Raw genomic sequence first — 26,307 nt, forward strand, 5'->3', positions numbered from 1 at the left:
ATCTTATTTTTTAATTCTAGAATTTTCCATTTCTCCAATTGCATCTACTGCATCCTTATACAAATCGTCCATTGCGGTATCTGACTCAACAGGAGCATAGCGTGCAAATTCGCAGGTATCCAATATCGAAATGAATTTAGTTACCAGCTCCTGTGAAGCTCCAAATCGAATAAGTTCCTGCTCTATATTGTCTCGACTCAAATCAGCTACAGGAATAACGAGTTTATCGCTCAAATATCCCCAAGCCGCACGCAGCACTTCTTCATAGAATTGCTCTTTCTTATGAGCTTGTAGATATTTACCTGCCAATTTAAGACGTTTAACAGCTACTTTATTAGCCCGTTTAGTTTTCATTCGGGCGATATCTGCATTTTCTTTAATTTGTTTGCGATACAATACTAAGAAAACAAGAAACAATACCAATGGTATTATATACCAAAACCAGTATCCTAATGATCCGAACAGAAAACTATTTATAGTAACCAAAGAAGGATTACCTGTCTTAATATGCCTGATATCCTGCTCTACCTGAACATCTGTTTGAGTAAAACTTGTCGCGGAATTACTACCTGCATGCGGATCTTTCGCCACATTCAGAGTGTATTCGGGAGTAGATATTGTTTTATATGATCTCGATTTAATATCGAAATAAGAGAATACCAAAGGTGGTATCTTAAAGGTTCCTTGATAACGGGGTATAAACAGGTATTCGATTGTTTTTGTACCAGTAAGACCATTATCCGTATAGGTTAAGTCATTCGTAATCTTAGGATCATATGACTCAAAATCTTTAGGAAGTACTAATTCGGGAGTTTTAATCAACTTCATATTTCCTGTACCCGAGATAACAAGCTTGATCGTCACCGGATCATTTGCCTTTATATCGGTAGCCGAAATAGAAGGGGTCATAGAAAATGTTCCCACCCCATTCGAAAAGTCAGCAGGTTTCCCTTCGGGTAAAGGACTAACATCAATAGTCAGAGGACTTGTTGTCATTGTCTTCTTAACATCTGTCATTACATATTGAGGTCCAAAGAATGTCTCAACGGTTTTCCCGGATCTTACATTAAAGACCATTTCAATCTTACCCGATGGTATTGTTATCTTGCCCGAACGTTGCGGGAAAAGAAGGGTTCTACGCAAATCGACAGCATAGTAATTACGTCCGTTATAATGCTCGAATGTCATCTGACGTGTAGCTGGTAAAGGTTGTTCTTCGACCATAAACCCATCAAATTCGGGGAATTCTATTTTACCGATATCACGCACTTCCAGCGTTGTATAAAAACGGAAAGTCACGACAAAGGATTCTTGTTCCGAAACTTTTGATTTTGATACGATAGCACGAATAAACGCATCCGATGAACTTATATTCTGTGCTGTAGAAGTTGCAGCTGAAGTCTGACCTCCGCCGCCTCCGCCCGATTGTTGAGCCTGAGCATTTTTATCGGGAGGTAGTACCTTTACCTGAATAGAGTTCGAGGTATAACTTTTCCCTTTAACAGTTATGGTAGCTGCCGGAATAGTAAATGTACCCTCCGCACTTGCTGATAGTGTATAAATATATGACTCCGAAGAATCGGTGGTAACATTACCATTTATAACCTGTGTACTGGAACTCGACGATATAGCCGGTCCATATAAAATTTCGAATCCTTTGATGGAAGATGGTACATTAATATTATCACCATTTCCTCCTCGTAGTGTATAAGTCAACCGAAACTGATCTCCCTTAGCTACTGCACTGGGAGCACTGGCCGTAAATTTTACTTGTGCATTTAATCCTAAACCAAGGAATAAAAGTATCCATAATAACAAATGTCTTTGCATCTTTTGCCTGTACATTTTCATATTTCTTTAACTAATCCCTATTTTATTTATAATATCACTATTCATTATTTCCTGCGAAGATAATTATATCCTTCTATTTATCGGTAAGCAATCACACTACCTTTAATCTTAGGTTCTATTATTGAAACTGTATGTTCCGAAGAAAGCAGTGTTTTATAGTTACCCGACTCCACGTCTAAATACACAAACCGAGCTGAAGGGATTTTATATGTTCCAGCCTTGTTCGCAACCAACAAATATCCGAAAATACGCTCACTTTGTAAGCCGAAGTCTGAAAACATAACATCGTCATCGTTACTTACCATATCATATACCTCAACCCCATCAGGTAAATCTAGAACAGGAGCAGATGCACTATTCAAATCACCATATCCGTCAACGATCACTTTGAGAGCGAAAAGTTCACCGACTTTAACCTGAGAACCTTTTACTTCGGATTGTATTTTGAATCGCCCTATTGCCCCCGAAAAATCTGTCGGCTTCTTTTTGGGTAATGTAACAACTTTTACAAAGGTTGGTTCAGATTTTAATTGTTTATCAACACTTTCAATTGCAGCTTCCCCCGGATAGAATCCTCTTTTTGTATTTAAACTTCTGGTATTAAAAGTCAAATTCGCTTTAACTTCAGGTATAACCAATTGTCCGATACGATTAGGGTATATAGTTATTATCCTCAAATCTCCGACATAATACTCAGTTCCGTTGTATTCCTCTTTTTTAAATATCGGGATACCTTGATGGTCATAGAACGGTTTTCCACCGACATCGAAGCCATCCAATACCGGATAATCGATTTCTTTGACTGAGAGTAAAGGTACTTTTGTATATAATTGACAAGACAAAACAAGTGCCTCGTCTTCATATATTTCAGGTCTGGAAACTTGTGTCCTAATAAAGGCATCAATATTATACTGATATTGTCCCCAATTCTCATTCTCTGGCAGAACCTTTAATTGAACCTCATTCGTTTTATATTGAGTACCCCTAAAGTCGATGGAGGCAACTGGTAACGAAATAATTCCCTTCTTTTTAGCAGCCACAATATACATAAACGATTGCCACATTTCTACAATACCTGCTATCCTTCCATTATTTGAGATGTGAGGACCACTTTTAATTTCAAGCCCCTCAAAAGATTTAGGGACATTAAAATTTGCACCTTCTACAGAACCTTTCAAAATATACTCTAAACGAAATGGCTCATCGACACTTACTACAGAAGGGCTTTCAATCTCAAAAGTGACATCTTGCGCAATCAGACTTTGAGTAAGACAACATAATAATAGAATAAAAACTTTTGAAACTGTTTTAGCCTCAGTTATTAAACCCATTTATTTTACCAGTCTTTACCTTGTCTTCTATTACTATCGTTTTGTTTTTGTCTTTCAGCAGCTTTCAATTGTTGTACACGCTCTTGTGTTTCTTTTTCATCCTGCTCTATCGCTTTCAACAATTGTTGAATATTTTCCTGCGACATTTGATTTTGCTGATCCTTGTTTTGATCTTTCTGATTTTGATCTTTCTGATCTTTATTTTGGTCTTTGTTTTGATCCTGATCCTTGTTTTGATCTTTATTCTGGTCTTTATTTTGATCCTTGTTCTGATCTTTGTTTTTGTCCTTATCCTTATCTTTATCCTTATTCTCTTGATCCTGAATCATTTTTTGAACTGTTGCCAGGTTATAACGGGTTTCCTCGTCATTCGGATTCAATCGTAAAGCTTTTTTATAGGCTTCCATTGATTCCTTTAAGGCTTTTTTTCTCAAAAACGAGTTCCCTATATTGTGCCATGCATTACTCATCTTGGTAGGATCGGTATTTTCGGCCGCCAGATATTGCTGATAAGTCTTCAATGCCTCATCTATATTCCCTTGTTTATAATATGTATTTGCCAGATTATAAATAGCTTCCTTAGAGGATGCATTTTTGGTAAGAGCTTCTTTATAACTAGCTTCGGCAGCATTGTATAATTGCTCGTTATAGGACTTGTTTCCTTGCCTTATATCTTTTCGCACTTCACGTTGTGCAAAAAGTCCAAACGAAACAGCCAGCAGTAATATAGTAAGAGTAATTTGTTTCATAATCAACTTATAAGTACTTTCAAGTATTTAGGTTATATCATTTTGACTTTACAAATGCACTAACCTTGTTATCTGAATAATCTGATATTTCTGAATATTTTATTTTTCTTATCGAATATGCATATTTCTACCAATAATAGAACCAACATACACCATGCAAAGAATTGAAATTTCTCATCGTATTCCGAATAAGCACTTCCTTCGACATTCTTCTTTTGCAGTTTATCCAATTCAGCCTGCAAACTCTTCAGTGCATTATTAGAATTATCTGCTCTGACATACATTCCTTTTCCTGCCTGAGCGATTTGCTTACACATCTCTTCATTCAACTTAGTGACAACAATATTACCCTCATTGTCTTTTTTCATTTCATTGCTTGTTGCCGACATTGGAACAGGCGAACCTTCAGGAGTTCCGACACCTACCACATTAATCTGTATGCCCGCTGATGCTGCTTGCTCTGCCAATTGTACTCCATTATCCTCATGGTCTTCACCATCGGTAATAAGAATTATCGATTTATCGACCTCCTTATCATTCGTAAAACTATTCATGGCAATATTTATCGCACTTCCAATTACAGTACCTTGAACCGGAACTAAAGAAGGGTCTATATTTTCGAGGAATATTTTTGCAGATTGGATATCCGTAGTCATGGGTAATTGTACATACGCCTCTCCGGCAAATACTACGATCGCTACCTTATCATTTTTTCTTTCGTCAATGATTCGTGTAAGTATCTGTTTTGCTTTGGATAATCTATCGGGGTTGACATCTCTCGCCAACATCGAATTAGATACGTCGATGGCAATCACTAATTCGATTCCTTTTTTATCGACCTTTTCTATTTTAGTACCGAATTGAGGGCGTGCTGCTACAATTATTCCAAAAACAATTACAGCAAAAATCAACCAAAATTTCAAATACGAACGTTTTAAAGAAAGCTCAGGCATCAAGCGTTTTATCAGCTTCAAATCTCCAAGTTTCTTTACAGATTTTAGTTTCTGCATGTTTAACAGGATAAATCCCACTACCAAAACAGGCAGTATAAACAACAGATACAAATATTCGGGGTTAGCAAATCGAAACATATCTAAATTTTATATTCGGTGAGGTCTCAGACCTTTTTATTACTACTTAATACCATATACATTACTATACTTACGGAATACTACGGAATATTGTCCGACGCAATACAAGCTCTCCCAACAACAGAGCGATAGCCATTAAAGCATAAGGCAGATAGAGCTCTTGTTTACGGGTAACTTTATTTACACTGATCAGGTATTTTTCCATTTCATCAATCTGTGTATATATATTCTTAAGACTCTTGTTATCCACTGCCCTGAAATACTCGCCACTAGTTACGGAAGCTATCTCGGAAAGTGTTTTTTCATCTATATCTACAGGTACATTTTGTATACGTTCTCCAAAAGGAGTCATAACCGGAGCGGGTGCTGTTCCTTGCGTTCCTACACCAATTGTATAAACACGTATACCGTAACTTTTAGCCAGTTCGGCAGCAGTTATAGGAGCAATCTGTCCTCTGTTATTCGAACCATCGGTCAACAAAATAACTACTTTCGATTTCGATTGACTATCCTTAAGCCTGTTTACTGCATTTGCCAAACCAAGTCCAATGGCTGTACCATCTTCAATCATTCCCGGTCTTATCTCATGCAACAGATTAAGAAGTACACCATGATCTGTAGTTAGAGGAGCTTGTGTAAAACTTTCTCCTGCAAAAATCACGAGACCGATCTTATCCTGTTCACGATCGGATATAAATTCCGAAGCAACTTTTTTGGCAGCCTCCACACGGTTAGGCTTTAAGTCTTGTGCCAACATTGATCCGGATACATCGAGTGCCATCACAATATCAATACCTTCCGACTTAGATGTTTCCCATGAATTACTTGCCTGAGGGCGAGCAATTACAACGATGACCAAAGCTATTACAATAAGTCTGATCACAAAAGGAAGATGCCTCAAATGCACTTTCCATGAAGCATGAACACCTCTAAAAGCGGCTGTTGACGACATTTTTATAGTCGCTTGAACTTTCCGCAATTTAAAGATATACCACCCAATAAGTGGAATCAATAATAAAAGCAAAAATAAATATCGAGGGTTTGCAAATTCCATTTTGGACTTATTTTTTAGCTATTAGCGTTTGTTGTTCTATTTTCATTACCATCTTTATCTCCTGAAATCTTCCAGTTATCAGAATCGCCTTTCTCAGAATCATCACGTTCGTTTAGTTGATTGGGATTCACAGGCTCTAAGACCTCTTCTTTTTTAGTTTGGTTGACAAATAAGTAGGCATTCACCAAGCTTAAGTCATTTTCGTCAGGGAATGGCTTGTATTTAGCGAATTTCACTAAATCGGATAATTTCAATACCTGATGCAAACTTTCGGTTGAAGATTCGGCAATCATGAAGTTTTTCACAACATTCAATATCTCATCAGATGTCATTTCAAAAGCACTGACACCAAAACGATCTTCTATATATTTACGTAAAATATCGGTTACCTCGGTAAAGTATTCCTTCTCTTTACCTTGCTGCCAAAGTTTCTCTACTTTCACATGATCAAGGGCATGAAGAGCAATAACATGTGGAGGTTCGACAACTACAGGTTTGAAATAATATCCTTTCTTCTTCTTTTGAATATACATGTATACACCGACTCCAATTGCAGCCAGAATAAGCAGGATTAGCAAACCTATAAGTATATAATATATGTAGTCTTGCCATACAAAAGGAGGGGTTTGGATATTCTTTATATCAAAAACACCCAGTTTATCAAACTCAATAGAGTCTGTTTGCTGAGTATTTAATTGCTCCAAGTAATTCAATGTAGCTTCTGATAAAACAGGTGAGATCACCTTCAATCCAAAACCGTTTGACTGTATGGTATCTTTTCCATCCAACACTGGCAGATATGGTATGTGATACAATGCCGAATCGAACGAAGTAACTATATATTTTTGAGTTATAGTCATTACCTCATGAGCATATACAGTATCGGGCTTAGGCATAGCAAGTACTTCTACCCCACTCACCAGAGAGTCTACATAAGCCGGAAATACAAGCTGCCGACCTTTGGGAGCGATAACCTCTAAACTAATGGTAGCTTGTTGTCCTATCGCTATTTCATAAGGCTGTACAGTTGCTTTTGCGGTCGATCGTTGAGCGAAAACAGCAAACTGTATAGAAATACAACTTAATAGAATAGTTAGTATTAATATTTTTTTCCTTAACATAAATATTCTGACATATTTAAGGTCTAAAGACCTATTTGTTACCTTGATAAGTATAAAAAAGGATTGACGAGTAAGCGAATTATAAGTAAACTTAATTTGTGAACCTGTTTACCGAAAGCTTGTAAAACCCGAAAATCATTAAATACTTATTATTACTTATATATGATTCTGATATTTCAACCTGATGGATAAAAAACCTCAAGGAAGGTATCATCTCATATAATTTCGTTTCTGAAATAAAGCTAAAAGACCCTTTACGTAATCCTGATCGGTACTCATAGACACATTATCGACTCTACTCTTTGTGAAAGACTGTTGCACTTCAAACAGCAATTTTTGATAATGTCTGTTGTAACGCTCTCTGACTTTCTTCGAAGATGTATCTACCCATGTTTCTTCCTGAGTTTCGGCATCTACCATTTTCATTAAACCTACTGATGGCAATTCGACCTCCAACTTATCATAGATCTGCAATGCAACCAAATCATGTTTACGATTGGCTATTGTCAAGGCATTTTGATAATCATATACATCCAAAAAGTCTGAGATAAGAAAAGCTGTACATCTCTTCTTTATGGCATTCGTCAAGAACTTTAATGCCATAGTCAAATCTGTTTGAGTCTGTGTCGGCTGAAAATCGAGAAGTTCACGAATGATATACAAAATGTGCTTCTTTCCTTTTTTAGGAGGTATAAACTTTTCGATCTTATTCGTAAAGAATATTACGCCAATCTTATCATTATTCTGAATGGCCGAAAACGATAAAGTAGCCGCTATTTCGGTTACAATATCACGTTTGGTTGCGTTTTGAGTTCCAAAGTCAAGACTTCCCGAAACATCGATAAGCAGCATAACAGTCATTTCGCGCTCTTCTTCAAAAATCTTGATAAAGGGCTTATTATATCGGGCAGTCACATTCCAATCAATATCGCGAATATCATCACCATAATTATATTCCCTTACCTCCGAGAAAGCCATCCCCCTGCCTTTAAATGCAGAGTGATACTGCCCTGCAAAAATATTGCGAGACAATCCCCGGGTTTTGATTTCTATCTGACGTACTTTTTTTAGTAATTCACTTGTTTCCATAATTGTTCAGTTATCATCGCTTTTGTATTTATTGGGTAACTACCCATTATTTGATGACCGTTAACTATTTACAGCTAACTGATTTATGGAACTTCTATCTTATTTAGTATTTCACTAATAATTTCGTCTGAAGTTGTGTTACTTGCTTCGGCTTCATAAGTAAGACCAATACGGTGACGTAATACATCATGAGCAACGGCTCTTACATCTTCGGGAATTACATATCCTCGGCGTTTGATAAATGCATAAGCTCTTGACGCTAGTGCTAAACTGATTGATGCACGAGGTGATGCTCCAAATGCAATCATATTTTTCAATGATGGTAAACCATTATCAGCAGGAAAACGTGTAGCAAATACTATATCAACAATATATTTTTCGATCTTTTCATCCAGATATACATCCTTTACTACTTTACGAGCTTCCAATATCTCATCTGCTTTCAATACAGGTTTTACCTCTTCGTAAGCATCGTTGATATTTTGACGAAGAATTAATTTTTCTTCTTCTTTCTTTGGGTAATTAATTACCACCTTCAACATAAAACGGTCAACCTGAGCTTCAGGTAGCGGATATGTACCCTCTTGCTCTATCGGGTTTTGGGTAGCCATTACAAGGAATGGTTTTGGCAATTTCAATGTAGTTTCGCCAATAGTTACCTGACGTTCCTGCATAGCTTCTAGTAAAGCACTTTGTACTTTAGCAGGAGCACGGTTAATCTCATCCGCCAATACAAAGTTGGCAAATACAGGCCCTTTTTTAATCAGGAATTCTTCGTTTTTTTGACTGTATATCATTGTACCGACAACATCGGCAGGCAACAAGTCGGGCGTAAACTGTATACGGTGATAATCGGCTTCAATTAGAGAAGCTAGGGTTTTAATAGCCAGCGTTTTTGCCAACCCGGGTACCCCTTCGAGCAATATATGACCGTCAGACAACAATCCGATCAGTAGTGATTCGACCAAATGCTTTTGTCCGACTATCACTTTGTCCATACCCATCATTATCATATTAACGAACGCACTCTTACTTTCTATGCGTTCATTTAATTCGCGAATATCAACTTGAGCCATAAGTAGAAATATTATATTGTTTATTTTTTGATTTTCGTTAAAAGACTGACAAATTTATTAATGTTAAATCTCAGAATGAATATTTTGTCGTTAAAAAAGATTAAGCTAAGGCAACAATCTTAGTGTGAACAACGGTTTTTTGCAATTTACAACATTATAAACCTAAAGATCACTTTTTTTATAAAAAAACACCCACTTACGGCTCTGACTATTCGAGACTTTGAACTATTAGATATTATTTATACTTTTGCACCTCTCTTAAGAAATCCTTGTATAGAGGAATCTTATTTACACACTAAAGAATAGCTATTTATGAAAAAAATGATTGTAATTATTTTTGCTTTATTCACACTTTGTGCAGCTCAAGATATCCAAGCCAAAGGGGTAGTTGTATATCACAACGGGCCTAAATTTGAAACTCTGAAAGAATTGCCTGCTGATGTTATATTAGAAGGAAAACATGTAAATGTAGGCGTCGCTTACGATCAGTTTGGTATCTTTTGGCTTCCGTTGTGGAACTATGGCACACCCGAGTATTCGCTTGTATCTGACGATGAAGAAACTGCCTGGGCATTAACCAGCGAAGATATAGAAGCAATCAAAAAAGAATACAACATTGAACTTCCTGAGAATCCAAGTCCTTCGCTTTGGAACAAGATAGGATTAAAGCCTATAGTAATATTATTTATTGTTTGGGTTTTATGGGGGTATTTCAGAAAAGAAAAAACAGACGAAACAGTAGCATAATTATCGTGTGATGACCATATAGAATATACAAGACGGCTTTAGTGGGAAAAATCAACTAAAGCCGCTTTTACATTTATACACAAAGTATTATTTACCATATTATCGGCAACGATAACGAATGTTTGGCGGCAAAATCAGAGCAAAGTAAACCTCTGGATATTTAGTATTGGATTTTCTTAGAAGTTTTTGTACCAAAACAAAAAATATCTTCAAACATAATTTTGTATATTTGTGTCCCTTTGGATTAAAACCCATCCAGGAAAAGCAAAAACGATAAAAACTAAATATTTTTAATTACAAACAGTTATGATAACAATTGACAAATTCAACTTTGCCGGTAAAAAAGCATTTGTGAGAGTTGACTTTAATGTGCCTCTTGATGCTGATTTCAACATTACAGATGACACACGTATTCGTGCGGCTCTTCCTACTTTGAAAAAAATTCTTGCAGACGGAGGTAGCCCTATTATTGCATCTCACTTAGGTCGTCCTAAAGGAGTTGAAGACAAATATTCATTGAAACACATTCTTGGACATGTATCTAAACTTTTAGGTGTAGACGTTCAGTTTGCGAATGACTGTGCTGGAGAAGAAGCTGCAATGAAAGCTGCTGCTTTACAACCGGGAGAAGCTCTTTTGTTAGAAAACCTTCGTTTCTATGCTGAAGAAGAAGGCAAACCTAGAGGTTTAGCTGATGATGCTTCGGATGACGAAAAAGCTGCTGCAAAAAAAGCAATTAAAGAAAAACAAAAAGATTTTACTAAAACTTTGGCTTCTTATGCTGATGTTTATGTAAATGATGCATTTGGTACCGCTCACCGTGCTCATGCTTCTACAGCATTGATCGCTGATTATTTTGATGCAGAACACAAAATGTTTGGATTTTTGATGCAAAAAGAAATCGATGCTGTTGATAAGATCATGCTAGATCCAGCTCGTCCATTTACTGCAATCATCGGAGGATCTAAAGTTTCTTCTAAAATTGATATTATCGAGAATCTACTTTCGAAAGTAAATAACCTAATCATCGGTGGTGGTATGGCATTTACATTTGAGAAAGCTAAAGGCGGAAAAATCGGTAATTCTCTTTGTGAAGACGATAAATTAGAGTTGGCTAAAGAAATTATGGCTAAGGCTAAAGCTAACAATGTAAATATTATACTTTCTAGCGACGCTAAACTAGGAGACAAATTCAGCAACGACGCTAATACTCAGTTTGCTGAAGCTAATGCAATTCCTGACGGATGGTCTGGTTTTGACATAGGTCCTAAAGGTGAAGCTGAATTTTCGGAAGTTATCAAAAACTCTAAAACTATTCTTTGGAATGGTCCGGTTGGAGTATTTGAATTCGATAATTTTGCTCACGGATCAGAAGTAGTTGCTAAAGCTATTGCTGAAGCTTCTAAACACGGTGCTTTCTCTCTTGTTGGAGGAGGTGATTCAGTTGCATGCGTAAATAAATTTGGTCTTGCTGATCAGGTTTCTTATGTATCAACCGGTGGTGGTGCATTACTTGAGTTCATCGAAGGTAAAATTCTTCCTGGAATCAAAGCGATCAGAGGATTTTAAGCCAAGCTTAAATATATAAAAGCAAAAAGAGCCTGTTCCGATTGGAACAGGCTCTTTTTCTATTTGAGAGTTAAATGTCCTTTTTTTACAAGTATTGAAACAAATTATCGTTTACCTTTGATTCTTGCTAATCATCTCATTTGATCTATTTTGGAAACTTTCAACATAATATACCCATCACCTTTACTTGCTCCTTACATCAGATATTATTGGCTATTGAAAGTAGATACTATTTCCGAAATATCAGAGACAAGTATTCCCGTTGGCTGCATTAATCTTATCTTTCATCGGGCAAGCAGAATGTTTTCCGAAACATCCAACGAATTACAACCACAATCATTTGTAGGCGGCCTATCCACCGGATTTACGGAACTGACTTCAACAGGAAATATAGATATGATTGTTGTTGTATTTCAACCCTTCGGAGCAAGAGCCTTTTTCAGTTTACCAATGAGTGAATTTTTCAATAATTGTATTTCAGTACATGACATTGGAGATATTGCACTCAAAGAATTGGAAAAACAAATTCAAGATAATCGCGATAGTCTATCATCGATTGAACTTATTGAGAAACATTTCATTAAACAGCTACATGCTTTTGATGATTATAACTATAAACGAATTGTAGCAGCCATAGAGGCAGTGAATAACCAACCTCAAATAGAGATTACTTCACTTTCTGATATAGCTTGTCTCAGCTACAAACAATTCACTCGTATATTCACTGAATATGTGGGTGCTAAGCCCAAAGAGTTTACACGTATTATTCGTTTTCAAAGGGCATTGTATATTCTGCAGACTAATCCGAAAATAAGCCTTACTCGGTTAGCTTTTGAATGTGGGTATTACGATCAACCACATCTTATCAAAGAATTTAGAATCTTTGCAGGCTGTACTCCGACTGAATTTATTGCAGCTTGTAATCCTTACTCCGATTACTTTTCGACCCTGTAAGGAATGTCCTTTTTTTACATGTTTAGCCAAATGAGTAATTCTACTTTTGTAAAGTCAAACAGAGATCAATATCTCTAATTAAAATCAGATTTTATGAAAAAGTTAATTGCATTTTTTGAGATTCCGGCTACTGATCTAAACAGAGCTGTCAAGTTTTACCAATCGGTTTTAAACACTAAACTATCAGTCCATGATTGGGGACAAGAAAAAATGGCATTCTTCCCTGAAGAAAGTGGAGTTTGCCCCGGAGCTATCTCATGGTCGCCGACTTTTATACCTTCTAAAGACGGCGTACTGATTAGTTTAAATTGCGATAGCATCGAAGACTCTCTTGCTATAGTTGAAGCAAATGGAGGAAAAACTGTAATTCCTAAAACTAAAATTGAAGCCGAAAATAGGGGTTACTTCTCTGTTTGTATCGACTCCGAAGGAAACAGTATCGGCTTGTACTCTGATCTATAAAAAGCACAAGAGTCAGCATTATTAAACGCTGACTCTTTCTGATAATAGCTTTAAGCAACAGGTAAACTGATTCTATTTCATTCTTTGTGCTCTAATATTTCGCTCAATATACTCTTGGTTATCATCAACAATCCAAAGGCTATCTTTTATTAAGCTACTTAAAAAAGATGAAAACTTTGTAGCCCCTAAATAATTGAGGTGATCTAAGTCTAGGAATTCTTTGTTTTCAAGAGGAAAGTCCTGAAAATCCAGAAAAGTAATATCTGACAGATTTTCTTTTCTGTAAGTTTGAAGGAATTCCTCGTTAGCCCGATAAGGATCCAGGGCATGTGTAGGAGTTCTAAATAAAATCAAATTAACACCTTTCTCAACACATACCTCTTTTATCTTTACCAGATATTCTAAATTAACAGAACCCACTTCGAATATGTCTTGTTGTGTAGCTTTAGCTTGATGGTTAGCTCTAATCAGTGAATCGGTTTTCGAGAAATGAAATTCATCGTAACCTCCCCAATATTTATAGGAAGGATAAAAAGTCCCGCCCCATTTAAGGAAACCAATATTATCTCTGGCAATTATAGGTTGTATTGATAAAAAGCCAAGAGGATTCTCTCCTAAAACAGCTAATTTTTCACGATTTTCAATAAGAGGAGCATATCTCAAATACTGGGTAGATAAATACATATCTGTCCATATAAACCTATCCATTATCTTAGTTAGCTTAAAATTAGAATAGTCAAGAAAAATATACTTCAATTCAGGATTTACATCTATTATTTTTTTGATTTTTGTGTACGAGTAGAAGAACGACTCTCCCGCTAAGGCTAAATTTACAGCCCCATCAATTTCGGAATCACGTATACTACAAGAAACAAAAGAGCTACCTACAAATAGATATTTTGTATGTGGCGATAATTTATAATATCGATTATCTTGTATTATTTTATTCAAAAAGAAGATAATAAAGAAAGTAATACTGCTCAATAATACAACAAAGAACAATACTTTTCTACAAAAAAGTTTCATTCTATGATATTTGAATAATATAAATATTAAGGTTTATTCTCATAATAGTTAGTATAATGTGTAAACGTAAATAAAATAATAACCTCATAAAATAGGCTATAAGGTTTTACAGAAGAGATTTCATACAGAAATAAAAGTAATATAAAAGTTTGGTATATTAACACATTACCTTCAACTTTCTACTACTTTTACAAATCTATTTATGTAGAATGGAATCACATTTGTTAACTTGCTCTAATTAGAGAAGTCCTTTTTCGATATTCTTCACTCTTGGAATAACCAAACTGTCCTCGATAAAAGTATGTGCCTCAAGCTCTTCTTCCGACATATACAATTCGAGCAAAATATTAGTCATCAAAGCCTGATCTTTTACTCCTGATACATATTTGAGCAGAATACGTTTAAGGTCAGCTATTTTTTCTTCTATATTGTTGTGGCGCTCCTCAAAGATATTAATAGAGTATTTATCCTCATTAGACTTGTTCATCAATGACTGCACATATGGAAATACTGTATTATCTTCGTATTTCATATGTTCATATACTTCTTTCTTATAATTGTCAAAGAAGTCCAACACCAACTTCTCAAGGCTTGACTCTTCTTCCGAAAAAATCAGCTTTAATTTGCGTCTGATATTGGGTAATCGACTTTCCAGAAAATATTCATGGGAACATTTCAAATAATATAGAAATGGCTCTAGAGGCAGCTTATCAAACTCCTCCTGAACATCCATAATCGGTTTGTTAGACTGAATATTTGCCAGAAACAAGAAGCATCTCGGATCAAAATTGTATTGTTCACAAACAGCTTCAACACTTTTATCTCCAAATCCCAAAGAGAACTTAAGACGAGTCAACAAAAGCAATAATTTGTAATCAGCATCAATAAGATCCGACATTTTCATTGCCTTACTATATTTTACCGTTATATTGCTCATAATTGTATGTCTTTAATGTCTACTAATTTATTTAATATTGCATAGATTGTAAGTCCCGAAACACTATGAATTTCGAGTTTGCGTCCTATATTTCGTCTGTGTGTAATAACTGTATGTATCGATATATTATGGTGTTCGGCAATCTCTTTATTGCTCATCCCTTTTACAATACTTATAAGTATTTCCTTTTCACGGTCGCTTAATTCTTCCTGATCGGAAGCTTTCGATACATCCTTATTTAAACATGTCGAAAGTACTTCTTCAATCTTAGACTCCGAATCATTTATTCTGATTACAGCATCATATGACTGATAAAACCGTTCGTCTATCATATTATATACCAATGCAATCAACGGTATATGTTTTTCTATATTCAGATGCTGCCTCACATCTCCCTTGTGCGAATGCCCCAACAACATGGGGTTGATAAGAACTGCATCCGGCTTCAATATTCCAAGCTGATAATTAATATCCTCCAATTCTTTCAACTCAACCACCTTCGATACAATAGGCAATTGAGAAAGTGTGTATACTAATCCCTTTCTTATAATATATGAAGTTTCAGCAACTGCTAAGACCTTACTTAAATTTGCCATTGTTTTAGCTTCTTATCTAGAATCATTCTTTATAAGCACAAAGAACGTTATTTAAATCCGAGCAGACAAGTACCAGTTTAAACTTTTAACAGAAAAATAATGGAAAACTAATCAAAATCACTTAAATATCTTATTTAAATAATCAGTCATGTACTTTACAGTGGTTTTAAACCAAGGTTCAAACAACCAGAACGGGTGAGGTGTATCGGGTAATGAGTGCATTTCGGCAGGTATGTTGTATGCTGATAGTTTATCAATAATCTCATCCCGGCCTCCATGAAACCGCGGAATAGAACTGTTTATGAAACAAATAGGGGCAGACTTACCGGTCACCCAATAAACGGGTGAAGCTTCCATCCAAAGCTCTTTTTTCTCCTCATAAGTGCCTACCAACCATTTAACTGAGGCAGAAACTTTATTCTTAGAAATTGCTTCTACAACACCATCCAGAGATTCTTTAGTAGTAAAGTCTGAGATTCCGTCTATGTTTATCACCGCTTGTACTTCACTCGAATGATTAGGATATTCCCTATTAACTCCTTCATAAGAAAGCTGTCCATTAGTTACTCCGATTAAGGTAGCCAACTGACCTCCTGCCGAGCATCCCGACACTGCTATTCGGGTAGTATCAATTCCGTACCGTTCGGCATTAGCCCGCATCCATCGAAGAGCTGTTTTCAGATCATGTACAGCCGCAGGATAAAGGGCTTCGGGGGATAAGCGGTATTCAACAGGAACAGTAACATATCCCTGTGAAGCTATTTGCAGTGCCATAGGTATCTCCTGAGATAAATCGCCTGAACTCCAACCTCCCCCATGTATCATCAATAAGGCAGGGTATTTTTTGTCATCGTCAGGTCTATAAAGATTTACATGTAACGATCTGTCTGCCGTCGGTTGCGAATAAACAATACTTTCTCTGGCAATGACATTATCAGGCAAATGGGGTTTGACGATTTTTATGTAAGGACGTTTTTTACTCTCCTTAATATAAGTACTATAGACAGTAAAGGATGTATCACGAGGTATGCCGTCAATCATTACCTGAGCGGAGAGCATATTTCCGGCTAGCAGGAGAACTATCGCTATTATTATATATTTCATTAGCTGCTTTTTATACTAATCAAGAGCAGAGGTAAAACTACTAAACCTCCGCTCTTAATAACCATAACTAGATACAAAACTAATAATCATTGCTGACTACTTTTCTAACCTAAACCAATCTAGATCGACCCTTCCGCCATCATTTTTCGGAATGGGACGAGAGCAGAATGTGCCAATCTTAGCACCAATCCATTTACCTTCTTTCGCTTTGAACTCATTACCTAATGTTATATATTTTTTGTCATCAGTACTATAACTGAATGTACATTTGTTTCCTTCGGTCATTTTTACCCGTAGATAAACGGTAGGCTCTTTTAACTTTACTGAAGCGTTTACCAATTCTTTAGTTCCTTTTTCCGCATTTATACATTCCGATTGAGACAACACGAAACCCTCGGCAGTATTTTCAAACGATAGCAAAGCATAATCCAATCCCATTACTACAAGCCCTGTTCTTTCACCCGCAAAACGGGGATCGGGTTTGAGGGTCAACTTCACGGTAGCCGTAAAGTCGGGTGCAGGAATCTTTTGCAAAAGTAGATTCGGAACATCCCATAAGCTTTTATAATCATCTGCAACAGGCACTGAATACAAACTCAAACAACCTTTCTCTTGATTGGCAAAATACCACCACGATAGAGGGTTACCGTGCCACTGCCATTGCAAACCTAATGTATTAGCCGAGAATTCGTCACTTTCGGCGGGGGTAGCTATCGGATATGTTTTACCTACATTGGGTTTCTTGTAAGTGAGTACGGGTTCGCCGCAACCGTCACCATCTTTATCAACTCCAATCACAGGCCAGTCATTTTTCCACACCATCGGTTGAAGATGAGTGATTCGCCCCACTGCTCCTACATCCTGAAAATGTATAAACCAATCTTCGCCCGTTTCGGTATCCACCCAAGCACCTTGGTGAGGTCCATTAATCGGAGTTTTACCCTGATCCATTACCACCTTACGTTCATAAGGGCCAAAAACATCTTTCGAACGCATAGCCAGTTGCCAACCTGTAGCAACGCCTCCTGCGGGAGCAAATATGTAATAATATCCGTTGCGTTTGTAGAATTTAGGTCCTTCGATAGTAGGATCAAGATCGTGTCCGTCATAAACAATACGCGACTCTCCTACCGCTTTCTTTCCATCGGGAGTAAGGCGTGTTACTGCCAAAAGACTCTTTATTCCTGCACGGCTTCCGGCATACGCATGAGCCAAATATACATCTCCATTGTCATCAAATAAAGGACAAGCATCGATCAGACCCTTTCCCTCTTTTACCATCACAAGAGGCTCCCAAGTTCCGGCAGGGTCTTTCGTTTTTGTCATGAATATCCCCTGATCGGGGTCTCCATAATAAATACAAAACTCCCCTTTATGATATCGAATGGCGGGAGCCCAAACTCCACCACCATGTTCTACCTTCGAAAAAATTGAGTCGGGGGCCAGTTTATCAATAGCATAACCAATAACAGTCCAGTTAACCAAATCTTTAGAATGAAGAATGGGTAATCCGGGTACACAATTGAAACTCGATGCCGTCATATAATAATCGTCCCCTACCCTGCAAACATCAGGATCGGAATAATCAGCATACAAAACCGGATTTTTATACATTCCGTTTCCCTGATCCGAAACCCATGTTTTTGAGATATTATTTTGAGCATTCATTCCTGACATTGCACAACACAGCAATAGTCCAAGTATGCTTTTTCTGATCATTTTCATTATTTTATTTCTTTGATTAAAGGTTTTACATTGTTCTCTTTCAATCCTTCGACGAATAAGGATGCCATTATTCGTGCGCCGGTTTCTTTGAAATGTGTATTATCTGTTTTTCCTTGGGGGAAGATTTTATTTTCCCCTGCTTCGATATGTAAGAATAGCGATGCCGATTGATCCTTTCCCAAATCGATAAGAAGTTCTTTGCTCTTCTCATACATATCTATCATCAATACATTTTTATCTTGTGCCACCTGACGAGCCAGTTCTACATACTCACCATGTGAATCCTGAAATACACCTTTCGAGTCGAAACGCCTTCTTACCACCGAAGTACAAATAATGGGAGTTGCCCCTTTGGCTTTTACCTCATCCACAAAACGAGTAAGGTTTTCGACATACTGCTTAGGTGGAGTATAACGATCGGGACGATCTTCCGCCGAGTCGTTATGCCCGAATTGGATTACTACATAATCTCCCGCTTGCACATTATCCAGAATCTTTTGCCACCATCCCTGCTCAATAAATGTGCGTGAACTTCTTCCATTTTGAGCATAGTCTTCGATTACAATATTCTGATTAAAAAACTCAGGAAGAAGTTGTCCCCATCCTCTTTCGGGAAAAGCTTCCGAAATACTGTCACCTGCTATACTATCCCACACATTTTTGTACAAAGGCTTAAGAGCCATAGTAGAATCGCCTGCCATAAATAGATGTACAGGTCGATTTTTCCCTGCAAAAAACATGCAAAAAGTTACAAGAGTTACGGATATTACAATTAGTTTCTTCACTGTTATTCAAGGTATTAATTAAGAAAAAGTAACAACATGCCCAATTAAGTTACAAATAAGCTAACACAGTACACTTTTGCGAATCACCTAAATAGCTATCTATCAACAAATAAGACCTAAAAACATTACAAAAGTGACAAAAGTGACAACTTTTTCGATGTTTTGTTATTGTCACCTATTTTCCATTTTTCAAAGAGCCTTTATATTACTTATGTCAATCAATAGTTGAGATTATATGTTCTATTTAATTGTCTTTTTACTACGCGCAATCACAGATTGCTTGTATTCCTTTTGACTCGCCTTCGCTTCGTCGAACGTTGTTTGCCCAAAGTAAGCCGCAAAAGGAATCAAAAAGGCTTTGTGCTGCGTAGCTTGCCTGTCTGACCTAAAGCTTACAGGCTAAACTAAACCTACTGCCTATCGGCACGTTTAGTTTTACGCCTGCTTCGCTTGTCAGCCAACGGCTACGCCACTGATGCACCGGGGCTGACGCACGTAAGTGGCTTTCGTCTGTCAGGCTTCCCGACCTTGCCGGTTGCACGGGGTACCCGCAGGATGAAGAAAGCGTTAAGAAACAAAAGGATATCAGCATTAAATGTTTTCTTTTGTTTTAGCTTTCGAGTCCGTAGCGGGTCGGGCAAAGAGGCTAAGTCTTGATCTTTTGTTTCGTTTTGCATCAAGGCAAAATGAAAAACAAACCCGATAGGGTGCGTTAGAAAATAGAACATTAAACAAAACAACTACTGATTCGTATTACTTATAGATAAACATATTGATTTTAAGCCACATAAAATCTTTAGCAATACATTTAAAGAACGTAGTTATTTATTTCTCAAATAAAAGCCCTTGAATTTTCACATTTCTTATACTGATATACTTATCGTCAGCTTCCATCTTATACCAAGGATAGAAACGAATATAGAACGTTTCGCCTTGCGGTATTTTCAGTACTTTATTGAATGTATATGTCTTAAATTTCTCATTGGGAAGATCATCCATAACAGCAATATCTTCGCTCTCGGCAAAGCTCTTATCTAACGATGCCAAAGCGGTAAAGGTCATATATTTGCCACCTAAAGCCCCCATTTCGAAGCTTAACGAATCCAGATAGAATGTACCTCTGGGAGCTGATATAGCTAATTCTAAATAGCGGGAAGCATTGAGATCAATATCCCCTACGGGCCATTTATTGTCTAATGTAGTCAATAATACGTCATTATTCTTGTCTACAAATTTCAACCCGACAACCTCAGCCTTTACTGCAATATTATTGGCTGTTAATAGGCTTTCCCGTAAATTTACAGACCAGTCGGTTTGCACCTTTTGAGCATCTTTTACAGACAATCCGGCTCCTTTTATTCCTATTTTTTGATACACTTTATTGTCAACTGATAATAACAGGTTACCCTCATAGTTTTTTGCCTTATCAGGATTAAAACGCACAAAAACAGGATAGCTCAAATTACCATCAGTATAGGATACTGATAATTCCTTTTGAGGACTTCCGCTTTTACTTGCCAGCAATTCGAATGGCGATTCTATTGAAAGTTTTACTGTTCCAGATTTTGGATTAAGATTCAAGCCCTGCAATGTAAACATCTTCACCGTAGATCGCCCTAAAAACTGCGATCCGAAATCCCATTCCACAGGCTTTATATTTATATCAGACGACAATGTGAGGTAGTTGGTCAATATACCTTGCCTCATCAAGTCTTCAACAGCAAGTCTGGCATATAGTATTCCCCCCATTGCTTTTAAATGGGTATTATCATTGTTGGCATAAATAATTTCTTTCGATTTCTCTGCACCATATTCGAGAACCACCTGTTGAGTCAACAACGTCATATCGACCAAAGGCACCGACAAATCACGGGCAAGAGACCGCATCGCCATAGGATAGTTCATTGTTGAATCGTCAGGAGCCAATTCCGTCAAACTATGCAACCCTTGTCCTGTGATTTGATTATTTTCATTAAATAGTCTTCTTACGATAGGTGTAAACAAAATAGGGATAGCTCCTCTTTCGCGTGATTCATCAACATATCTTTGCAGATATCCTTGATATTGCCCCCAAGCGGCTGTACCACGTCCAGTTTCATCATTGGGATCAGTATCCTGTCCCGCAGCCTTTTCATCATTGTGCCCGAATTGAATAAAAACATAATCCCCCGGTTTTAAACTGTTTCTTAAATTTCTCCAGAATTCGTAATAAAACGATTTAGAACTTCTTCCATTTTTAGCTGCATTGACCGATTGAATATCACCTGTCAGAAACAAGGGTAACATTTGTCCCCATCCTCTCATTTCTTTCTCTCCACTATTTTTGTCCTCATCGTAGTTTGCCATTGTTGAGTCGCCAATAGTCAGTATTTTAATTTGAGCAGAAAGCGTCCCTCCCAAAAGGAAAAAACCTAAAAGTAAAAAGCTGATAAATATTCTACTATATCTCATTTGTCTACTCTTGGAGTTTTTACATTACTCAAAAAATTATTTCCCCATATAACATTACTGTTTTTTATTTGGCAAAAAATATCAGCAGAAGTTAACTGAAAACAATTATTTATTAAAACATTACTCACATTATTCAATTCAACAATCGGCTGATTGCTTAGCGGTGCTTTTGATCTTACATTATCCAAAACAATGTCTTTACAATCGTCGAAAGCAAAAGATGCACCTTTCTTTACGGCTAAATCGACATTGTGAAATTGGATATTCGTGGCTGTCTTAGCCGTGAAACCCTCGTCGGCAGTCATATTTATATTCGAAAAAGAAATCTCTGAAATCGGCATCTCGTTGATACCAGTTATATATCCCACTTTTTTGATATCACTACCCGTAACATCACTTATATGCACATTACGAAATACGGGTGTACGATCCGAAACAGGCTCTTCCTTAGAATCTTTATCATAGAAAAGATCGAATATGAATGCATTACGCTGAATATTATTCATCACAATATTACTCACTCGTATTTCTTCAACCACACCTCCACGTCCTCTTGACGATTTTAAACGGATACCTGCATCCGTACCATTAAATACGCAATTAGAGATAGCGACTTTTTTAACTCCTCCCGACATTTCGCTGCCGATAACAACCCCTCCGTGACCGGCAAGCATTACACAGTTGGTAATGGTCAGATTTTCGCAAGGTCTGCCATAGATACGTCCATCTTCATCACGTCCCGATTTGATCGTTATGCAATCATCTCCTACACTGATAAAGCAATCCGAAATACGTACATTACGGCACGATTCGGGATTAATTCCATCCGTATTATGTCCCTTAGGATTGCTCGAAGGGTTATTTATAGTGACACCGTTTATTACTATATCATCGCATCCGATCGGGTTGATTGTCCAGAAAGGTGAGTTTACAATCGTGATACCTTCTATATGGATATTCTTACATTCCAAAAATTGAATAAACGGAGGACGGAAAAATTTACGCTCCAACGTCTTTTCGTAATAAGGCGAAACCTTTATATTTTTATTGGCATCAAGCCATTGTTGCTGCAATTGATTGGTTGATGAAGTTTTTCCTGTTGCATTAATTTCATTGATAAAACGCTTCGATTCATCCCACCACTTAAAACCTTGCCCATCTATTTTTCCTCGACCTTTGATCGTGATGTTCTCTACTTTCTCGGCATGGATCAGTGGCGATAAACTATTCATAAATACACCCTCCCAACGTACTTTAACGAAAGGAAGATAATCTTCGAATCGATCTGAAAATCGAAGTACTGCACCCGACTCTATATCCAATGTGATATTACTTTCGAGGTGAATAGCTGCTGTCAGATAATTTCCGGCAGGGAAATAGATTGTTCCTCCTCCTTCGGACGCTGCCTTCTTTATTGTTTTATTGATTAAATCTGTACATATTTTCTTTCCTGTTACATCTGCACCTAAAGCCTGCATATTATACACTTTAGCTTGTAAGGCTAAAATCGAGAGAGAAAATACAATCAGTAAAAAAGTCTTCTTCATAATTAAACGTTTTAAGGCTTCGTGCCTCTTTAAGTAAAAGAAAATATTTAATGACACATCTTAAAGGCATAACAACCTATCGTTGTTTTGCTTGCCAAAGCAATAAATAGTTCTGCGAACTTATTTATTTTATTGCCGTAGGATTCCAGTTATCACATCCCTTAAGGGCATTGGATACGGTATATTTTTCGGCTTCCTTCTTCGTTAATATTTTTGCCCATTTTACACGCTCGGAAGTATTAGCACCTTCCCCCGAATTATTGTATTCCATATAGCGGGCTGTCTTTTCGTTTTCTGCATTTCGCCAGTTATCCCACCCTTTTGGACTGATACCTTTGGGTAAGTATGTATTCATAAAAAGAGTCATGGCATAGGCACGCCACGGACGTCCCAAATACATTTCGGTAACTTCGTCTGCTAATTTCACTGTACAATTATTGAAAATATATCCGAATTCTATATCCTCAGGCGTATTAGCTGCCGTGATATATGAATTCTTTTTGCAAAAAATTTCGCATCGCTCGAACCAGCAAGTCGATGGCCCGAAAATAAAATCGGTAGTGCCTTCAATGTAGCAATCCTCGAAATATTGTCTTTGTCCCTGCTTTCCGGCATAGATCGTATCCTGATGTCCAAGAAAGCGGCATTTACGGAAAATAACCCTGTCTCCTTCTACATGAAGTGCTACTGCCTGCCCCAGTTGAAGAGATGAATTTTCGATAGTAAGATTCTCAACCGTTATACCATTTCCTTGAATAAGAAACGAATACGTTTTGAAAGTTCCCATCTTGTTTATATTCGCATGATCGTCATAGGTAATGATTGTCTTTTCCATATCCTCACCTACCAGTTTTACATTGGTAAGATAAGAGTGAAGAACTAATTTCTCTTTATAAACTCCCGATCTGATATAAATTGTTTTAAGCCCCGACGGGTCAAACGCCCGTACGGAATCTATTGCTTGCTGAATAGTGCGGAAATGCCCTCTTCCATTACGATCTACAATAATATCATACTTATCTTGAGCAAATGCCCCGAATGAGGCAAATAATAAAAAGAGTAAAAGAATTTTTCTCATGCGGTCAAAAAATTTAAGGTAAGGTCGCCGACCTTTTATTTCTTTGGTAAACAAAACAGCCAAAGCCTGTTAGAAACTAAATATATCACTCGCTCGGTTTAATAATCCGTAATTGTTATCATAAGGGGTAATTTATTTTACCCCTTAGATTTCTTATTTGACAGATACTCCTTTAGTATCCCGGATTCTGTTCTACTTTTGCCTGATTCAGGTTAATAGCATCTAAAGGTATAGGACGCAATATTTTATTTTGACCGTCCACTCCTTTAAAATAATCGGCACCGATAATATTAGGATTGTATTTTACAGCATATTCGATCAGTTTACCTGTACGTTTTAGATCCATCCAACGGTGATATTCGCCTGCCAGCTCTCTTGCTCTCTCATCCAGAATAAAATCTATCGATACATCAGAAGCCTTTATACTCATATCATATCCTGCTGCGGCAGCACGTTTGCGAACCACATTTATCCGTTCTGCTGCTTTGGCTGAATTACCTGCTTTGTAATAAGCTTCGGCTGCTACCAGATAGCTTTCTCCCACACGTGCGAGTATAACATCACGTGTACTTCCGGTTGTACTGAAAACCGAAGTAGGATCATCAAACTTGCGTACTACGGCTACTCCATACACATCGCCCGACATTGCCGCAATGTACGTAGTTGGCTTACCTGAGACTGTCAGAGTATTTTCCTGCATAGGGATAATAACAGTTTTTGATCTTGTAGCAGGGTTAGCGGCACGCCATGCGGCAGTATCGGCAACTTGCCAAGCCGGTGGATAGTAGTAGAGTACTTTTTCGGTATCCAACTGTTTGCTTTTTGTGTAAAAGTCATAATAATGCGTATAAAACTGAACCATAAAAGTTCCTTCATAACGAGTATCACCTTTCGAAAACAGTTGATGCAAACGAATAGTCGGAGTAAGTGTCGATGTGGTATACTTGTTTCCGTCTTCGACTCCTCCCAGATAAGTTCCGAAAAATGCTTGTTGCATATTCCCTGAAGTAGGAGTGGCTATCGATGATTCATCGTATTGCACCGACCAGATTATCTCTTCATCTTGCTCGTTCTTTTGGTCAGGCCAAAATAGATTATTGAAGCTGGTTGACAATGTCTGATTATTTATGGCAGCATCGGCATATTCGGCAGCTTTAGTAAAATCGGCAGCCGTACCAAATGTTTCATATCCACGACATAAGTAGGTTTTTGCCAGAAAATGGTTTACTGTACGCTGATCAACCCTTCCGAATACCGGAGTTTTAGCAGGCAAACTGCTTTTCAAATCTTCCATTTCCGAAATTATAAAAGCATACGTATCGGTTGCCGATTTACGTTCGAACGAAACTACCGGCGAATCGATCATATCTTTTACAAGAGCTACTCCTCCAAAGTTCTGAACAAGTAAATAATAGTAATAGGCACGGATGAATCGGGCTTCGGCTTTATATTGTCCTAACAGATTTGTTGCTTCGGTATGGTCGGCATAGTAAATAGCTGTATTTGCCAACTGTATACCTGCATAACAATTTGTATAGAATTTCTTCACATCCGGATCGGAGTCCAATAAACCTTTATAGGTACCCAATCCATCGGGAACTTTATTTCGACCCGAAGCATACAGGTCTGTTCCGGCACAGAATATCCACGGTTCTATTCCATATACTGCACGTAGAGAAGAATATACAGTATTCATCAAGCTATTATAACCTGTTGCGGTTCCATAAAACTGATCTCTGGGAACATTCGATTTATTATCCTGTTCCAGGAAATCACTACATCCAACCAACGGCAGAATGAGTAAGAATAATATGTAATATATTTTTTTCATTGTTGCTCAATTTTATTATTAAGGTCTCAGACCTATTTATTGCTTTGGTAAGCATAATAGCGAGAGGCATTTATAGTTGTATAATGTAACAATAAATACTTAGTGTTGCTTAAGTAATAGCAGGTACGACACC

22 protein-coding genes are annotated in these 26,307 nt (G+C 37.3%); 4 read left to right on the plus strand and 18 right to left on the minus strand.

What is annotated here, in order from left to right; genetic code table 11:
* Positions 1-3: 3 nt before the first annotated feature.
* From G7050_RS02165 to G7050_RS02200, 8 genes are all read right to left on the minus strand, one after another.
* Complete coding sequence (locus tag G7050_RS02165; protein ID WP_166117611.1) at positions 4-1,830, minus strand: BatD family protein; 1,827 nt, start codon at positions 1,828-1,830, stop codon at positions 4-6.
* Positions 1,831-1,928: 98 nt separating this feature from the next.
* Complete coding sequence (locus G7050_RS02170; protein WP_166110548.1) at positions 1,929-3,182, minus strand: BatD family protein; 1,254 nt, start codon at positions 3,180-3,182, stop codon at positions 1,929-1,931.
* 5 nt (positions 3,183-3,187) lie between these two features.
* Positions 3,188-3,931, minus strand: coding sequence for a tetratricopeptide repeat protein (locus tag G7050_RS02175; RefSeq protein WP_166110551.1), 744 nt, complete (start codon positions 3,929-3,931; stop codon positions 3,188-3,190).
* A gap of 68 nt (positions 3,932-3,999) precedes the next feature.
* Positions 4,000-5,022 (minus strand): VWA domain-containing protein, encoded by a 1,023-nt coding sequence (locus G7050_RS02180; RefSeq protein ID WP_166110554.1) that lies wholly within the window; start codon positions 5,020-5,022, stop codon positions 4,000-4,002.
* 70 nt (positions 5,023-5,092) lie between these two features.
* A complete protein-coding gene (locus G7050_RS02185) occupies positions 5,093-6,076 on the minus strand; it encodes a VWA domain-containing protein (RefSeq protein WP_166110557.1) in 984 nt (327 codons plus the stop codon).
* Positions 6,077-6,090: 14 nt separating this feature from the next.
* Positions 6,091-7,197: a hypothetical protein gene (locus G7050_RS02190; RefSeq protein WP_166110560.1), complete on the minus strand. Its 1,107-nt coding sequence runs from the start codon at positions 7,195-7,197 to the stop codon at positions 6,091-6,093.
* A 210-nt stretch (positions 7,198-7,407) separates the two neighbouring features.
* Positions 7,408-8,286 (minus strand): DUF58 domain-containing protein, encoded by an 879-nt coding sequence (locus G7050_RS02195; protein WP_166110562.1) that lies wholly within the window; start codon positions 8,284-8,286, stop codon positions 7,408-7,410.
* Between the two features lie 83 nt (positions 8,287-8,369).
* A complete protein-coding gene (locus G7050_RS02200; protein ID WP_166110565.1) occupies positions 8,370-9,362 on the minus strand; it encodes a MoxR family ATPase in 993 nt (330 codons plus the stop codon).
* Positions 9,363-9,674: 312 nt separating this feature from the next.
* Here G7050_RS02200 and G7050_RS02205 point away from each other — a divergent pair, with 312 nt between their 5' ends.
* The 4 genes from G7050_RS02205 (at position 9,675) to G7050_RS02220 (ending at position 13,094) form a co-directional block, all read left to right on the plus strand.
* Positions 9,675-10,109, plus strand: a complete 435-nt coding sequence (locus G7050_RS02205; protein ID WP_166110568.1) for a hypothetical protein — start codon at positions 9,675-9,677, stop codon at positions 10,107-10,109.
* Between the two features lie 306 nt (positions 10,110-10,415).
* Complete coding sequence (pgk, locus tag G7050_RS02210; protein ID WP_166110571.1) at positions 10,416-11,678, plus strand: phosphoglycerate kinase; 1,263 nt, start codon at positions 10,416-10,418, stop codon at positions 11,676-11,678.
* 150 nt (positions 11,679-11,828) lie between these two features.
* A complete protein-coding gene (locus tag G7050_RS02215) occupies positions 11,829-12,632 on the plus strand; it encodes a helix-turn-helix domain-containing protein (RefSeq protein WP_166110574.1) in 804 nt (267 codons plus the stop codon).
* A 93-nt stretch (positions 12,633-12,725) separates the two neighbouring features.
* Complete coding sequence (locus G7050_RS02220) at positions 12,726-13,094, plus strand: VOC family protein (protein ID WP_166110577.1); 369 nt, start codon at positions 12,726-12,728, stop codon at positions 13,092-13,094.
* A 72-nt stretch (positions 13,095-13,166) separates the two neighbouring features.
* On the opposite strand, the gene G7050_RS02225 is transcribed toward G7050_RS02220, so the two are convergent.
* The 10 genes from G7050_RS02225 to G7050_RS02270 all read right to left on the minus strand — a co-directional run bounded on the left by G7050_RS02225 (position 13,167) and on the right by G7050_RS02270 (position 26,174).
* On the minus strand, positions 13,167-14,120 hold the full coding sequence (locus G7050_RS02225) for a hypothetical protein (protein ID WP_166110580.1): 954 nt from the start codon (positions 14,118-14,120) through the stop codon (positions 13,167-13,169).
* Positions 14,121-14,358: 238 nt separating this feature from the next.
* Positions 14,359-15,057 carry a hemerythrin domain-containing protein gene (locus tag G7050_RS02230; protein WP_166110583.1) on the minus strand — a complete coding sequence of 233 codons (699 nt, stop codon included), beginning with the start codon at positions 15,055-15,057 and terminating at the stop codon, positions 14,359-14,361.
* Complete coding sequence (locus tag G7050_RS02235; protein WP_166110587.1) at positions 15,054-15,653, minus strand: LuxR C-terminal-related transcriptional regulator; 600 nt, start codon at positions 15,651-15,653, stop codon at positions 15,054-15,056. The genes G7050_RS02230 and G7050_RS02235 overlap by 4 nt, the downstream gene beginning before the upstream one ends.
* A gap of 117 nt (positions 15,654-15,770) precedes the next feature.
* The gene (locus tag G7050_RS02240; protein WP_166110589.1) at positions 15,771-16,757 is read right to left on the minus strand and encodes an alpha/beta hydrolase; all 987 of its coding nucleotides are present in this window, start codon (positions 16,755-16,757) and stop codon (positions 15,771-15,773) included.
* Positions 16,758-16,853: 96 nt separating this feature from the next.
* Positions 16,854-18,482, minus strand: coding sequence for a glycoside hydrolase 43 family protein (locus tag G7050_RS02245; protein WP_166110592.1), 1,629 nt, complete (start codon positions 18,480-18,482; stop codon positions 16,854-16,856).
* On the minus strand, positions 18,482-19,267 hold the full coding sequence (locus G7050_RS02250; protein ID WP_166110595.1) for a rhamnogalacturonan acetylesterase: 786 nt from the start codon (positions 19,265-19,267) through the stop codon (positions 18,482-18,484). The genes G7050_RS02245 and G7050_RS02250 overlap by 1 nt, the downstream gene beginning before the upstream one ends.
* A gap of 825 nt (positions 19,268-20,092) precedes the next feature.
* Positions 20,093-21,718 carry a rhamnogalacturonan acetylesterase gene (locus G7050_RS02255; RefSeq protein WP_166110598.1) on the minus strand — a complete coding sequence of 542 codons (1,626 nt, stop codon included), beginning with the start codon at positions 21,716-21,718 and terminating at the stop codon, positions 20,093-20,095.
* A complete protein-coding gene (locus G7050_RS02260) occupies positions 21,715-23,265 on the minus strand; it encodes a glycoside hydrolase family 28 protein (RefSeq protein WP_166110601.1) in 1,551 nt (516 codons plus the stop codon). Before G7050_RS02260 ends, G7050_RS02255 begins: the two co-directional genes overlap by 4 nt.
* 124 nt (positions 23,266-23,389) lie before the next feature.
* Positions 23,390-24,343, minus strand: a complete 954-nt coding sequence (locus tag G7050_RS02265; protein ID WP_166110603.1) for a pectinesterase family protein — start codon at positions 24,341-24,343, stop codon at positions 23,390-23,392.
* 172 nt (positions 24,344-24,515) lie between these two features.
* A complete protein-coding gene (locus tag G7050_RS02270; RefSeq protein ID WP_166110606.1) occupies positions 24,516-26,174 on the minus strand; it encodes a RagB/SusD family nutrient uptake outer membrane protein in 1,659 nt (552 codons plus the stop codon).
* Positions 26,175-26,307 lie beyond the last annotated feature (133 nt).

This window comes from Dysgonomonas sp. HDW5A, from assembly GCF_011299555.1.
GTDB lineage: Bacteria > Bacteroidota > Bacteroidia > Bacteroidales > Dysgonomonadaceae > Dysgonomonas_A.